General features: G+C 74.7%; 14 protein-coding genes. 1 reads left to right on the forward strand and 13 read right to left on the reverse strand.

The features are described from left to right. Both HCN52_RS24765 and HCN52_RS14660 read right to left on the reverse strand, forming a co-directional pair. Positions 1-1,481: sensor histidine kinase (locus HCN52_RS24765; protein ID WP_209314545.1), on the reverse strand; the 1,481-nt coding region annotated here is incomplete at its 3' end. Between the two features lie 234 nt (positions 1,482-1,715). Beyond that, the gene (locus HCN52_RS14660; RefSeq protein ID WP_168088894.1) at positions 1,716-2,465 is read right to left on the reverse strand and encodes an alpha-ketoglutarate-dependent dioxygenase AlkB; all 750 of its coding nucleotides are present in this window, start codon (positions 2,463-2,465) and stop codon (positions 1,716-1,718) included. A gap of 168 nt (positions 2,466-2,633) precedes the next feature. Between HCN52_RS14660 and HCN52_RS14665 the strand changes: the two genes are divergently transcribed. Then, entirely contained in the window at positions 2,634-3,428 is a 795-nt protein-coding gene (locus HCN52_RS14665; protein WP_168088895.1) for a tyrosine-protein phosphatase, read from the forward strand. A gap of 65 nt (positions 3,429-3,493) precedes the next feature. Here the strand turns inward: HCN52_RS14665 and HCN52_RS14670 are convergent, their stop codons facing one another. The 11 genes from HCN52_RS14670 to HCN52_RS14715 all read right to left on the reverse strand — a co-directional run bounded on the left by HCN52_RS14670 (position 3,494) and on the right by HCN52_RS14715 (position 13,797). Beyond that, complete coding sequence (locus HCN52_RS14670; protein WP_168088896.1) at positions 3,494-4,552, reverse strand: polyprenyl synthetase family protein; 1,059 nt, start codon at positions 4,550-4,552, stop codon at positions 3,494-3,496. Beyond that, positions 4,549-5,967 carry a hydroxysqualene dehydroxylase HpnE gene (gene hpnE, locus HCN52_RS14675; protein ID WP_312876703.1) on the reverse strand — a complete coding sequence of 473 codons (1,419 nt, stop codon included), beginning with the start codon at positions 5,965-5,967 and terminating at the stop codon, positions 4,549-4,551. The genes HCN52_RS14670 and hpnE overlap by 4 nt, the downstream gene beginning before the upstream one ends. Beyond that, positions 5,964-6,899 (reverse strand): presqualene diphosphate synthase HpnD, encoded by a 936-nt coding sequence (gene hpnD, locus HCN52_RS25470; RefSeq protein WP_376767133.1) that lies wholly within the window; start codon positions 6,897-6,899, stop codon positions 5,964-5,966. The genes hpnE and hpnD overlap by 4 nt, the downstream gene beginning before the upstream one ends. A 1-nt stretch (position 6,900) precedes the next feature. Beyond that, on the reverse strand, positions 6,901-7,812 hold the full coding sequence (gene hpnC / locus HCN52_RS14680; protein ID WP_168088897.1) for a squalene synthase HpnC: 912 nt from the start codon (positions 7,810-7,812) through the stop codon (positions 6,901-6,903). A gap of 93 nt (positions 7,813-7,905) precedes the next feature. Beyond that, positions 7,906-8,709 carry an ABC transporter ATP-binding protein gene (locus HCN52_RS14685; protein WP_168088898.1) on the reverse strand — a complete coding sequence of 268 codons (804 nt, stop codon included), beginning with the start codon at positions 8,707-8,709 and terminating at the stop codon, positions 7,906-7,908. Beyond that, on the reverse strand, positions 8,702-9,637 hold the full coding sequence (locus HCN52_RS14690) for an ABC transporter permease (RefSeq protein WP_168088899.1): 936 nt from the start codon (positions 9,635-9,637) through the stop codon (positions 8,702-8,704). Before HCN52_RS14690 ends, HCN52_RS14685 begins: the two co-directional genes overlap by 8 nt. Positions 9,638-9,746: 109 nt before the next feature. Next, positions 9,747-10,592 carry a glycosyltransferase family 2 protein gene (locus HCN52_RS14695; protein ID WP_168088904.1) on the reverse strand — a complete coding sequence of 282 codons (846 nt, stop codon included), beginning with the start codon at positions 10,590-10,592 and terminating at the stop codon, positions 9,747-9,749. Between the two features lie 65 nt (positions 10,593-10,657). Continuing rightward, positions 10,658-11,443: a CDP-alcohol phosphatidyltransferase family protein gene (locus HCN52_RS14700; RefSeq protein ID WP_168088900.1), complete on the reverse strand. Its 786-nt coding sequence runs from the start codon at positions 11,441-11,443 to the stop codon at positions 10,658-10,660. Next, positions 11,421-12,482 (reverse strand): iron-containing alcohol dehydrogenase family protein, encoded by a 1,062-nt coding sequence (locus HCN52_RS14705; protein WP_168088901.1) that lies wholly within the window; start codon positions 12,480-12,482, stop codon positions 11,421-11,423. The genes HCN52_RS14700 and HCN52_RS14705 overlap by 23 nt, the downstream gene beginning before the upstream one ends. Then, positions 12,470-13,219, reverse strand: a complete 750-nt coding sequence (locus tag HCN52_RS14710; RefSeq protein WP_168088902.1) for a phosphocholine cytidylyltransferase family protein — start codon at positions 13,217-13,219, stop codon at positions 12,470-12,472. Before HCN52_RS14710 ends, HCN52_RS14705 begins: the two co-directional genes overlap by 13 nt. After that, positions 13,216-13,797 carry a DUF5941 domain-containing protein gene (locus tag HCN52_RS14715; RefSeq protein ID WP_376767132.1) on the reverse strand — a complete coding sequence of 194 codons (582 nt, stop codon included), beginning with the start codon at positions 13,795-13,797 and terminating at the stop codon, positions 13,216-13,218. The genes HCN52_RS14710 and HCN52_RS14715 overlap by 4 nt, the downstream gene beginning before the upstream one ends. Positions 13,798-13,885: the final 88 nt, after the last annotated feature.

Here is a 13,885-nt window from a genome sequence, read left to right on the forward strand (position 1 = left end):
GCTCCCGGCCGGTGCTGGGCCGGCTCCGGTGCGGCGTGCCGCGCGGCGGAGCGCCGCCGGGGCAGTTCCACCCGACCGGTCGGGGTGAGCGACGCCTGCTCGGGATGCGCCGCCTGGGGCACGGCGGGCGCCGGGGGCGGTGGCACCGGGCCGACGGGCGGGGGCGGGCCGCCGCCCGCCGCGGCCGGGGAGGCGCTGAGGATCTCGGTGGGCCGCTCGTCCTCCTCGTTGCCGAGGAGCGCGTGCGGCAGCACCAGGACCGCCTGCACGCCCCCGTAGATGTTGCTCTGCAGCTGCACGACGATGTCGTGGCGCTGCGCGAGGGCGGAGACGACCAGGAGGCCGATCCGGCCGTCCTGCACCAGTGCGGCGACATCCATCCGCTCGGCACCGGTCAGCAGGGCGTTCATGCGGTCCTGGACGTCCGGCGCGAGCCCGAGGCCCCGGTCCTCGACCTCGACGGCCAGGCCGGCGGTGACGTACTGCGCGCGGAGGACGACCTGGGTCTGCGGCGCGGAGAACACCGTGGCGTTCTCGACCAGCTCGGCCAGCAGGTGGATCACGTCGGCGACCGCGTGGCCGCGGAGGCGGCCCTCGATGGGCGGCACCAGCCGCACGCGGGAGTAGTGCTGGACCTCGGCGATGGAGGAGCGCAGCACCTCGCTCATCTCCACGGGGCGGCTCCACTGCCGGCGGGAGGTGGCGCCTCCCAGCACTGCCAGGTTCTCCGCGTGGCGGCGCATGCGCGTGGCGAGATGGTCCACGTGGAACAGGCCCTTGAGCAGGTCGGGGTCCTCGACCTCGTGCTCCAGTTCGTCCAGGTGCTCGATCTGCCGGTGGACCAGGGACTGGAGGCGCCGGGCGAGGTTGACGAAGACCTCCAGCTTCTCCTCGCTGCCCCCGGGTTCGGGATGGCGGGCGGCGGAGGCCTCGGCCAGGGCGGTCTGGGCGGCGTGCCGGGCGACGGCGAGTTCCTCGCCGAGTATCCGCAGTCCGTCCCCGGCGGCCGGGCCCGGGGCGCGCGGCCCCGGGGGGCGGACGGCCTCACCGGCCGCCACCCGCAGCGCGAGGGCTGTCAGGTCGGCCGCTCCGCGCGCGTTCTCGCGGCGCAGCGCGGTGACGCGGGCGTTGCGGGCCCGGGCCTCGGCCCCTGCGGCGACCGCCGCTCCGGAGACCACCGCACCCACCAGGAGCAGTCCGCCGGCGACGACCGCCCAGGGCACGCCGGGGGTCAGGGCGACGCCGGCCGGCGGTCGGAGCAGGTAGCCGACGACGAAGGCGGCGACGGCGGCCACCGCGACGGGCGGCCACACCGCCAGGTTGAGCAGGCGGCGGGTCTCGTTGGCGCCCGGGACGCCGCGGGGCGCGGATCGGCGGGCGCGCCCGCCCGTGCCCGGGGCGGGGCTGGCGGCGCGTCCGTCCGGAGCGGGTGGCGGCGCGGTCCGCCCGGGTCCGGCGCCGTGGCTGTGCGGTTCGGGCATCGTCCGTCCCCGGTGCGGTCTCGGCATCGCTCGGTGAGCCGAGCGGAAGTGTTCCGTTGCGAAGAGTGATCTCCGTGCGTCGACACGCTAACCGGCCGGGACGGGCGCGAGGGGGCCGCTTTCGGCATTCGCCACCCCTCGCCAGCTCCTATCGGGTGAACCAGCGGCGCCGAGTGGACAGCGTGCTGCCGGGGCGCCACACAGGCATTCGACCGACTCACCCGGACGGGTCGGCTACGGGCAACGGGGACGCTGTTCCGCGGTGGCACCGCCCTCGCGTTCGTTCGCCAGGTCGAGGCCCGATACGCGGACCGTGACGTTGACCCGGCCGGTCAGCCCGAGCGCGCGGGGCGCGGTGCCCGGCCGGGTCCGCGGCACCGCGTGGTAGGCGAGCCGTGCCGGGCCGCCGAAGACGAACGCGTCGCCGCTGCGCAGCTCGGTGTCGCGCCACGGCCGGCCCCGGCTCTCGGTGTTGCCGAAGCGGAACACGCAGGCGTCGCCGAGGCTGAACGAGACGACCGGGGCCGGCGAGCGCTCCTCCAGGTCACGGTGCATACCCATCCGGGCGCCCTCGGGGTAGAAGTTGACCAGCGCCACGTCGTACTCCCCCGGCGCCGGATCGGCGCCGAACCCGGCCCCGCCGGCTGCTGCGGCTACCTCCGTCGCGGCCCGCACCGCGGCCCGGGCCCACTCCCCCAACCACTCCGGGAACGGCTTGACCGGGGCGCCGTCGCCGTCCACGGCGGTACGGGCGTAGGCATAGGGGTACCAGTGCAGCCCGAGGCCGACCTGGCGCACCGACATCACCCCGCCCCGGACGCGCACGGTCCGCAGCCCGGCGGGCGGCAGCGCCCAGCGGCGGCAGGCGGCCAGCAGCTCGCTCTGGCGTTCCGCGGCCAGGTGGACGGGCAGGTGGACGGCGCCCGGCGCGACCACGGCAGGGCCGCGCGGGAAGAGCTCCTGGTCCTGGGAGCCGGTGTCCATCCGCCCATGGTGACAGCCTCGACGACCGCCCGCCCCGGCACGTCCGCCGGGGTGCGCCGGGCTCGCGCCCCGACCGCCGTCGGCGCCCTGGCGGGGCGTGACGGGTGCCGTAGGGTCGTCCGCGACGCGCCGCCGCGCCCGGCGGCGGCCCGGTGCCCGGAGGTGCATGTGACGCAGCAGCAGTCGGTGGAACCCGTGCTCACGGGGGTGCGCAACTTCCGCGACCTGGCCGGGCTCCCCGCCCGGGACGGCCGCCGGGTGCGGCCCGGACGGCTCTTCCGCAGCGGGCACCTGGCCCGGGCGACCGAGCAGGACCGGGCGTTCCTGGCCGGACTGGGCCTGCGGACCGTGTTCGACCTGCGGAACGACGCCGACCGCGCCCTGGAGGGGCTCGACGTCGCCCTGCCCGGTGTGCGGAGCCGGCACGTGCCGCTCACCGGGGACCGCGACGGCGCGGAGTTCTGGACGCTGGTCCGGCGGGGCGACCTGCCGCGGCTGCACGCCGCCTTCGGCGAGGGCCGGGCCGCGGCGCTGATGGCCCGGACGTACCGCGAGGTCGTCCGGGAGCGGGCCGCCGAGCTGGGAGCCGTGCTGCGCGGACTGGCCTCGGGCGCACCCGCCCTGGTGCACTGCTCCGCGGGGAAGGACCGGGCGGGGCTGACGGTGGCCCTGGCGCTGCTGGTGGCGGGCGTGGAACCCGGCGCGGTCGAGGACGACTACCTGCTCTCGGGCGCACCGCACCGCCGGTACCCGGTCGCCCGTGCGACCGACGCGGCGGAGGGCATGTCGCCCGAGGTCGACGCCCTGCTGGCGCCGCTCTTCGACGCCCGTGGGGCGTACCTCCGGGCGGCGTGGGAGGAGATCGACGCCGGGTGGGGCTCGTTGGACCGCTACGTCACCGGGGCTCTCGGCCTCTCCGCCGCGGAGCGCGACGCGTTGGCCGAGGCACTGCTGACCGGGTAGCCACCGAGCGACCCGGCGCCGAGGGGCGCGGCGGTCGCACGCCGCGCCCCTCGGGGCCGCGCGAGTCAGTGCTCGCGGACGACGATGAAGTCGGCGAGCGCGAGCAGCTGCTCGCGGGTGTGGTCCGGCATGGTCAGCCCGTCGATCGCGGCGACCGCGGTGTCGTGCTGCCGCCGCGCCTCGTCCGCGGTCCACTGCCGGCCGCCGGCCTCCTCGATCAGTGCGGCGCGCTCGGCGAACTCGGCCTCGTCGAAGTCTTCGAACTCCTCCGGGGACTTCTTGGCGTCCGCGGTCAGCAGCCCGGTGAGCCGCTGCGCGGCGGGGTTGTCGGCTGCCAGCGCGGCGACGACCGGCAGCGACTTCTTGCGCTGCCGCAGGTCGCTCCAGGTCTGCTTGCCGGTGGACCGGGAGTCGCCCCAGATCCCGAGGATGTCGTCCACTGCCTGGAAGGCGAGGCCGAGGTGGTGTCCGTAGCGGTCGAGCGCGTCGGCGGTGGCCTCGTCGGCGCCGCCGAGGACGGCGCCGACGGAGGCGGCGCAGGCGATGAGGGCACCGGTCTTGTTGCCCGCCATCTCCAGGCACTCCGCGACGCCGACCGTCTCGCGGTGCTCGAAGCCGATGTCCTGCGCCTGGCCGTCGATCAGCTTCCGGGCGGCGACGGCGAGGCGGCGTGCGGCGGCTGCGGCGTGCGGCCCGCCCTCGGCCAGCAGGATCTCGCCGGCGAGTGCGAAGAGGGCGTCCCCGACGAGGATGGCCTGCGCCGGGCCGTGCACCTTCCAGACGGTGTCGCGGTGCCGGCGCTGCTCGTCGCCGTCCATGAGGTCGTCGTGGAGCAGCGAGAAGTTGTGGACCAGTTCGACGGCGACGGCACCGGGCACGCCGGCCTCGGGCCGCGCGCCGGCCACCTCCGCCGAGACCACCGCGAGGGCGGGTCGGACGGCCTTGCCGCCGTCGCCGTCGGCGGGGCGGCCGTCCTCGTCGATCCAGCCGAAGTGGTAGGCGGCGACGGTGTCCATGGGGGACGCCAGCCGTCCGACGGCGGCGCGCAGCGCGGGGGCGGCGAGTGAGCGGCCGCGTTCCAGCAGGGCCGCCACGGCGTCGGGGTCGGGAAGGGGGGCGTTCACGGATGCTCCTCGCGCTGGGCGATCGGGGTGGGGCCGGGGGTGTGCGCGGGGGCAGCGGCGGCGGCGCGGGCGGCGGCGTGGCCGCTGCGGACCGCGCCTTCCATGGTCGCGGGCCAGCCGGTGTCGGTCCACGCGCCGGCCAGGTAGAGGCCGGGCGCCCGGGTGGTGGTGCCCGGGCGGAGCCGGGCGGTACCGGGGGCGGGTGCGAAAGTCGCGGTGCGCTCCCTGGTGACGAAGAAGTCCCGGACGGCCGCGGTGCGGGCGGCGGGCAGCAGCCGTTCCAGCTCGGGAAGGTAGCGGCGGCGCAGTTCCGCCGCGGGCAGGTCGATCTCGTCGGTGGCGGCCGACTGGGACAGCGCGAGGTACTGGGAGTTGGCGCCGCCGGGCAGGTCGGCGAGGCCCGAGTGGGGGGTGCGGTCGAACACCCACTGCACCGGGCTGCCCAGCGCGGCGAGGAACGGGCGGCGCAGCACCGGCCGGTCGTAGACGACGTGCACGTTGAGGATGGGCGAGTCCGCGAGCCGCAGCAGGCGGTCGGGCGCCTGGAGGGCGCCGGTCGGCAGCAGGGCGTGCGTCTGCCCCTGCGGCACGGCCAGCACGACGGCGTCGGTGGTGAGGTCGGCGGGGTCACCGCCGCGGTCCAGGGTGGTGGTCCAACCGCCGGTCCGCCCGGCGGGGCGGGCCACGCGGCGGGCGCGGGCGCGCAGCAGCACGGTGACGCCGGCGTCCGCCAGGGCGCGCCCGGCGAGGGTGGAGTGCAGCTCCCCCAGCGGCACGGCGGGCAACCCGATGTCGGCGCCCCCGGGGGTGGTGAGCAGCCCGGTCCGGAAGACCGTGACCGCCAGCGCGAGGGAGACGTCGTCGGCGCGCGCGTTGAGGGTGGCGACGCCGACCAGGTCCCAGAGCGCGGCCGCGCTGCGCGGGTCCTGGCCCTGCTCGTGGAGCCAGTCACCGAAGGAGCGGGTGTCGAGCGCGGGGTCGGCGGGGTCCAGCGTCCGCAGCGACCACGCGGCGCGGGCGGCCCGCAGCCGCTGCACGGCGGAGAGGTGCGGGTAGCGGGCGAGCGCGGCCGACAGGTGCAGCGGGACGGGCAGCGCCGTGCGGGTGAGCCGTCCGGCGCGGCCGGTGTCGGCGTCGAGGACGGGGACGTCCAGCCGGCGCTGGAGGGGGGCCAGCCCACTGCCGCCGATGCGGTCCAGGAAACCGCGGTAGGCGGTGCAGCACCGCAGGTAGACGTGCTGGCCGTTGTCGACGGTGAGGTCGCCGACGGCGGAGGCCCGGCGGAACGAGAAGGCGAGTCCGCCGAGTCGGGGACGGGTCTCGGCGAGCGTAACGCGCCAGCCGCGGTCGGCGAGGTCGAGGGCGGCGGTGGTCCCGGCCAGGCCGCCGCCGATGACGAGGGCGGTACGGGTCACGGGCGCTTCCGGACCGCGCGGCGGGCGTCGAGACCGGCCAGCCCGCGGACCGCGACCAGGGCCTTCTGCGGGGCGGGCAGGGAGACCCGGCCGCGCAGGACGGCGGCGGGGTCGGCGGCGATGTGGTCGAGCAGGCGGTGGTAGATGCCGGCCATGGCGGCGACACAGGCGCCGGAGCGCCGGTCGAGCATCGGCAGCAGCCGGTAGCCGTCGGCGAACAGCCGCCGGGCTCGGTGCACCTGGAAGCGGACGAGGCCGTCGAAGTCGGCGCCGGGCTGGGGCTGCGAACGGTTGAAACCGTCGGTGCAACCGTAGGCCCGCAGGTCCTCGGCGGGCAGGTAACTCCGCCCCTCGGCGGCGTCCTCCCGCAGGTCGCGCAGGATGTTGGTGAGTTGCAGCGCGAGGCCGAGGGTGTCGGCGAACTGCGGGGCGCGCTCGGCGCCGGGGGCGCCCGGGACGGTGCCGAAGACACCGAGGGAGAGCCGTCCGACGGCACCGGCGACGCAGCGGCAGTAGTCGCGGAGCTCCTCCCAGGTCTCGTAGCTCCGGCCGTGGACGTCCATCAGCACGCCGTCGATGAGTTCGTCGAGGCCGTCGAGCGGGATCGGGAACCGGTCGGCGGCGTCGGCGAGCGCCACCGCGACCGGGTCGGTCGCGTCGTCGGCGATCTCGCCGGCGCGGATCTGCCGCAGGAGGTCGCGGGTCTCCTTGAGACGGGACTCCTTGACGGCGTCGTCCAGGGAGCCGTCGCCGATGTCGTCGACGCGCCGGGAGAAGGCGTAGAGCGCGGACATGGCCCGGCGTTCGGCGGCGGGCAGCAGCCTGATGCCGTAGGCGAAGTTGCGCGCCTGCTGGCCGGTGACGATCTCGCAGTAGCGGTAGGCGGCCGTCAGGGAAGGAGAGAGCGGGGGGCTCGTCGTCACGGTGGACAGCTCACATTCCTCGTCGCATGGTGGTCCCCGCCGCGCGGAGCAGACCGGTTCTGGTGGGCCGGGGCGTGCCGGCGAGAACGTCGTACCGGGCGTCGGTGATGGCCGCCAGCGCCGCTCTCCCGCCGCCCACGAACCCGGCGAGCAGCATCCGGAGCCTGCCCTGGACGCTGCCGACGAGCGGGGCGCCGTCGTCCAGCAGCCTACGTGCCCGATCCGCCTCGGAGGCGACCAGGGCCCGCAGCGCGGCACCGGCGGTGGGCGCGGCGAGGTCACGCTCGGTGACGTGGAAGCGGCGCATCTCGGTCGCGGGCAGGTAGATCCGGTCGCGTGCGAGGTCCTCGGCGACGTCCTGGAGGTGCTCGATGAGCTGCAGCGCGGTGCAGATCGCGTCGGAGCGCCGGACGCGCTCGGGGGTGGTGGTGCCGGTGACCCCGAGGACGAGCCGCCCCACGGGGTTGGCGGAGAGTTCGCAGTACGCCAGCAGCTGCTCGCGGTCCGCGTACCGGCCGACGCGCTGGTCGACCCGGTTGGCCTCGATGAGGTCGAGGAAGGGCTGCGCGGTGAGGCCGGTGCGTCGGACGGTGGGGAGGAGGCCACGCACCAGGGGGTGCCGGGGTGCCTCGGCGCCGGGGGTGAACACCCGCTCCAGGTCGGCCTGGAGGGCGTCCAGCAGCGCGGTGGGGCTCTCGCCGTCGCCGGCGTCCAGACCGAGCAGGACGGCGTCGGCGCCGCCGGGGGCGAGATCGCCGTCGCCGGCGTCGTCCACCAGCCGGGCGTAGCCGTAGACGGCCATGAGGTCCTCGCGCCAGGCCGCGGGCAGGAAGCGGGGCGCCACGGGGAAGTTCTCGCGGGCGGCCTTGGCCAGCGTCGCGGAGACCTGCTGGTGACCGGGGTCGGCGGCGGTGGTCGTCATACCGTCATTTCTACCTTGTCGGGACGCCGATCCCCTCGGACACGCCCTTCCGCGCCCGGGGTCGGGCCCGGGCGCGGGAGGGTACGGCCGGTGTCAGGAGGCGGTCTCGGCCTCGTAGGCCTTGAGTACCTCGTCGGTGGGTCCGTCCATGACCAGTTCGCCCTTCTCCAGCCAGAGCACCCGGTCGCAGGTGTCGCGGATGGAGCGGTTGCGGTGGCTGACCAGGAAGACGGTGCCGGCCTCCTTGCGGAGTTCCCTGATGCGGGCCTCGGAGCGCTTCTGGAACTTCTTATCGCCGGTGGCGAGCGCCTCGTCGATCATGAGCACGTCGTGGTCCTTGGCGGCGGCGATGGAGAACCGGAGCCGCGCCGCCATCCCGGAGGAGTAGGTGCGCATCGGCAGGCTGATGAAGTCGCCCTTCTCGTTGATGCCGGAGAAGTCGACGATTCCCTGGTAGCGCTCGCGGATCTGCTCCCGGCTCATGCCCATCGCGAGGCCGCCGAGTATGACGTTCCGCTCACCGGTGAGGTCGTTCATCAGTGCCGCGTTGACGCCGAGGAGCGAGGGCTGTCCGTCGGTGTAGACCTTGCCGCTCTCCGGGGGCAGCAGGCCGGCGATGGCCCGCAGCAGCGTCGACTTGCCGGAGCCGTTGGAGCCGATGAGTCCGATCGCCTCGCCGCGGTGGGCGGTGAAGCTGACGCCGCGCACGGCGTGGACCTCCCGCACGCGCCCCGAGGGCTCGCGCCGCATGACGCGGCGGAGTGCGGCGGTGGCGTTGCCGCGCTGCCGGCCGGCGGTGACGCGGTAGACGATGTGCAGGTCGTCCGCGATGACGGTGGGGACCCGCTCCCCCGCCGCCAGGGTGCCCGCTGCGGTGTCGGTGGTGTTGTCAGCCACGGCCGTACCTCTCCTCCGCCTTCCAGAAGTACACGAATCCGGCGGCGAACGCGAGCAGCGCGTAGCCGACGGCCAGCAGCCAGAAGTAGCCGGCGAGGCCGCCGTGGTGGGTGCCGTCGGTGATGGTGGCGTGCCGGAACAGCTCCATGTAGACGGAGATGGGGTTGGCCAGCGCCACGTCGGCGATCCAGCCGGGCCAGTCCCGGTCGGCGAGGATGTGGCCGATGGGGAAGAGCACGCCGGAGCCGTACATCGCGGTCCGCAGCACGAACGGCATCAGCTGGGCCAGGTCGGGCACGGCCGCGCCCCAGCGGGCGAATACCAGCGCCAGGCCGGAGTTGAAGACCAGCTGGAGCAGCAGGGTCGGGACGACCAGCAGCCAGGTCCAGGACGGGTAGTGGCCGAAGCCGATCAGGACGACCAGGATGACGACGGTGGAGAAGAGCAGCTGCTGGAGCTGCTGGAGCACGAAGGAGATGGGGAGCGAGGCCCGGGGGAAGTGCAGCGCCCGCACCAGGCCGATGTTGCCGGGGATCGACTTCACGCCGGCCATCACCGACTGCTGGGTGAAGGTGAAGAGGAAGACCCCGATGACCAGGAACGGGATGTACTCCGGCATGTCCATGCCACCGCGACCGCGCAGCAGGATCCCGAAGATCAGCAGGTAGACCGCGGCGTTGAGCAGCGGCGTCAGCACCTGCCAGACCTGGCCCATCTTGGCCTGGCTGTACTGCGCCGTCAGCTTCGCCTGCGAGAACGACAGGATGAAGTGCCTGCGCCCCCATAGTTGCCGCACGTAAGCGGGGAGCGACGGCCTGGCCCCACTCACCGCCAGCCCGTGGCGGGCCGCGAGCTCGGCGGCGCTGAGGTTCTCCCCGGGCGGGGGTGGGGCGGCGGAGGTCGCACGCTCGTGCGTTGTCTCGCTCACATCGACACTTTCGTCTCGCGGGCCAGCTGTGGAGAGCCGCGGACGGACCGGACGCGTGTTCGGCGCCCGGTCCGCTGTTCGCTCGTGAATGATCTCAGGTAGGAGCTTCTCAGATGACCGGAGGGCGGCCCAGCCGGGTCAGGCGCCACACGGTACGCCACCGCATCGGGCGCCGGGGACCGCAGGGGGTCCGCCATCCCTCGACGAAACCGCCTGCCCAGGCACGCAGCGCGGAGCCCGAGGGACGCCTGAGCAGGGTGAGCAGCAGCCAGGTCCCCAGGTACAGCGGGATCAGCGGGAGCGGCAGGTTGCGCCGGGCCAGCCAGACCCGGTTGCGGGCCACCAGCCGGTGGTAGAGCGCGTGCCGCGCGGGCGAGGTCGTCGGGTGGTGCAGCACCAGGTCGGCCCGGTACTCGATCCCCCACCCGGCGTCCAGCGCACGCCAGGCGAGGTCGGTCTCCTCGTGCGCGTAGAAGAAGCTGTCCGGCAACCCGCCGACCTCGGCGAAGACCGCGGTGCGCACCGCGTTGGCGCCGCCGAGGAAGGTGGTGACCGGCGAGGAGCGCATCGGGTCCGAGGCGCGCAGCCGCGGCACGTGCCGCCGCTGGGTGGCGCCCGTCTCCGGGTCCGCGATCCGGAACGAGACGATGCCGAGCCGGTCGTCCGCGGCGAACGCCTCGCGCACCAGTTCGCCCACGTCGCGGCCCGGGAGGTCGCCGTCGTCGTCCAGGAAGAGCAGGACGTCGACGTCGGTGCCGCCGGGGCCGAACGCCTCGATACCGGCGTTGCGGCCGCCCGGGATGCCCAGGTTCTCCGGCAGCTCCATGGTCCGGACGCCCTCGGGGAGGTCCGGGAGTGCCGCGCCGTTCCCCACCACGACGACCTGCACCGGGTCGCCGGCCTGGGCCGCGACCGAGTCGAGCAGCCGCTTCAGCTCCTCGGGCCGGTTGCCCATGGTGATGATCACGGCGCCCAGGGAGAGGCCGGTGCGGCCGCGCCCGCCCGCCGCCGGGTCCCCCGTCACCGCAGCCTGCTGGAGGCGAGGATGGAGACCAGGTGCAGCAGGGTCTGCAGGACGGCGATCGCGGCGAGCACCGCGACGCCGAGGCGGGTGAAGAAGAGGCCGCCGGCGATCAGGTCGGCGACGGCGACGGCGAGGATGAACAGCGACGCCTCGACCCCGCCCACCAGCCGGTGGAACTTGAGCGCAGCGGCGGCACGGCGGGCCACCGCCAGGCCCGAGGAGCGCGGGGTCGCCGCCGACTCCTGCACCGCCGTCATACCGCTGCGCAGCCGTGCCACGTCGACCAGGTCGGTCTCGGCCTTGATCAGGATCGCGCCCAGCGCGGCGAGGGTGCCCAGGAACGCCCAGAGCCAGTTCGCGGCGGCGCCCTCCAGCGCGAACACGTCGGCGGCCCGCACTCCGAACCCGACCAGCAGCGCCGCCTCGGCCAGGTAGTGGCCGACCCGGTCGAGGTAGACCCCGGTCACCGAGGTCTGCTTGCGCCAGCGGGCCACCTCGCCGTCCACGCAGTCCAGCAGCAGGTAGAGCTGGATCAGCAGGGCCGCCAGCACCGCGCCGGCGATGCCGGGGATCAGCAGGGCGGCGCCGGCCGCGACTCCGGCCACCACCATCAGGTAGGTCAGCTGGTTCGGGGTGATCCGGCTGCCGACCAGGTGTCTCGTCCAGCGCAGCGAGATCTCGCGCATGTAGAGCCGGCCCGCCCAGTGCTCCCCGCTGCGGCGGTCCTTGATCCCCTCGGGGTGGACGACGGGGCGGAGTTCAGCTACCGAAGGTTTTGACATAGTGCGCGTACGCGTCCCTGATCTCGTCGGTGGACAGCTGGAGGTGTTCCAGGATGGTGAAGCGCCCCGGCCGGGTGCGCGGCGCGAACTCCAGGACCTGGACGAACTCCTCGCCGCTGAAGCCGATGTCCCCGGGGAGGACCGGCAGCCGGTGCCGCCGCAGCGTCTCCACCATGAGTGCCGCCTGCTCGGTGGCCCCCCGCAGATGGGTGGCGAACGCGGCGCCGAGGCCGCACTGCTCGCCGTGGGGGGCGCGGCGGCGGGGGAAGAGCAGGTCGAAGGCGTGGTTGATCTCGTGGCAGGCGCCGGAGGCCGGGCGGCTGTCGCCGGCGATGGACATGGCGATGCCGGTGAGGACCAGCCCCTCCGCCAGCACGGTGAGGAAGGAGTCGTCCTCGCACCCGCCGGGGTGCCGGAGCACGGCCTCGCCCGCTTGGCGGGCCATGGCGGCGGCGAGCCCGTCGATCGGTTCGCCGGTGACCTTGTGGGAGAGCTCCCAGTCGGCGACGGCGGAGATGTTGGAGATCGCGTCCCCGACCCCCGAGCGCACGAAGCGCGCGGGGGCCTGCCGGATCACGTCGAGGTCGATGACGACCGCGATGGGGGTGGGAACGCCGTAGGAGCCGCGCCCCGCGTCGTTGTCGAGGGTCGCGATCGGAGAGCACAACCCGTCGTGGGACAGGTTGGTCGCCACCGCCACCAGCGGCAGCCCGACCCGTGCCGCGGCGAACTTGGCACAGTCGATGATCTTGCCGCCGCCGAGGCCGACGAGGGCGTCGTACCGACCCGCCTTGACCTCGCCGGCCAGGCGGACGGCGTCGTCGAGGGTGCCGCCGCCGACCTCGAACCAGTCGGCTCCGGGCATCGCGTCGCAGAGCCGGTCGCGCAGCGCCCGTCCCGACCCCTCGCTGATGGCGAAGGCCAGCTTGCCCGTCGGGGCGATCCGCTGGTCGGCCAGCAGCCCCGCCAGGTCGTCCAGGGCGCCCGCCCGGATGTCCACCGACACCGGGGACGGGATCAGCCTGGTCAGTAGCGGCATGCGATCCCCCGGCCGCGGGCGAGGTCGTCGTGGTTGTCGATCTCGACCCAGGGCACGTCGCCGATGGGGGTGGTGTCGATGGTGACGCCCCGGTCGACCAGCTCCTGGTAGCCGTCCTCGTAGTAGAGGTCCGGGTCCCGCTCGAAGGTGGTGCGCAGCGCGTCGGCGAGGTCGGCGGCGGCGCTGCCCTCGATGAGGGTGACGCCGATGTACTCGCCGGTGGCCTGCGCCGGGTCCATGAGCTTGGTGATGCGGCGGACGCCCCGGCCGGGCTCGGTGATCACCTTCATCTCCTCGTCGGCGAGGTTCTTGACGGTGTCCAGCGCGAGGATGATCCGGCGGCCCTCCCCCCGGGCGGCGAGCAGCGCGTGCTCCACGGAGACCGGGTGGACGGTGTCGCCGTTGGCGAGGATCACGCCCTCGGTCAGCACGTCGCGGGCACACCACAGGGAGTAGGCGTTGTTCCACTCCTCGGCCTTGTCGTTGTCGATCAGCGTCAGCTTCACGCCGTAGCGGGACTCCAGCGCCGCCTGACGCTCGTAGACCGCCTCCTTGCGGTAGCCGACGACGACGGCGACCTCGGTGAGGCCGACCTCCGCGAAGTTGCCGAGGGTGAGGTCCAGGACGGTGGTGCTCTCGTCGTCCCGGGAGCCGACCGGCACCAGGGCCTTGGGGAGGGTGTCGGTGTAGGGACGCAGACGCCGTCCGGCGCCGGCCGCCAGCACGAGGCCGATCATGTGGGTTCTCCTGTCTCGTCGTGTACGGCGGGGGCCTGGGAGGAGACCCAGAACCGGATGCTCTCGGTCAGCACCAGGATGGTCAGCGCCCCGGTCAGGACCGTGAGCGCGACGGGGAAGCCGGAGCCGTCGAGCCAGAGGGCGGCGGCGAGGACCACCAGCAGGGTGCGTCCCTCGTGACCGCCGGCGGCCAGCACCAGGCCGCGCGGCGGGGCCCCGGCGCCGCCGCGCAGGCGGTACACCGTGTCGTAGTGATGGTAGGCGCAGATCGCGACCAGTCCGAACGCCGCGGGGAGGGCGGCCGGGCTCTCGGCGTGCAGCGCGAGGATCAGCACCGTGCTGTACTCGGCCACCCGGAAGAGCGGCGGCAGCAGCCAGTCCAGCCGGTGGTCCAGCGGTGCGGCGACGGCGCGGCCGGCGCACAGCGCGTACCAGACGGCGGCCGCCACGACGGCCCACGTACCGGCGGTGCCGGGCAGCAGGAGCGTTCCCAGCAGGACGAGCACACCGGCGGCGGCCCACAGCGGCGCGCCGAGCGCGGTGCGGCCGGTGGCGGGGGTGCGGGCCCCCACCGTCATCGCGGACGACCTGCACATCGTCTACCGCGTCACCGCCGGCCGGCAGCGCGGCAACGCCACCGCCGCACTCCGCCGCGTCATGCGGCGC

It is taken from the genome of Streptomyces bohaiensis (genome assembly GCF_012033785.1).
Lineage (GTDB): Bacteria > Actinomycetota > Actinomycetes > Streptomycetales > Streptomycetaceae > Streptomyces > Streptomyces bohaiensis.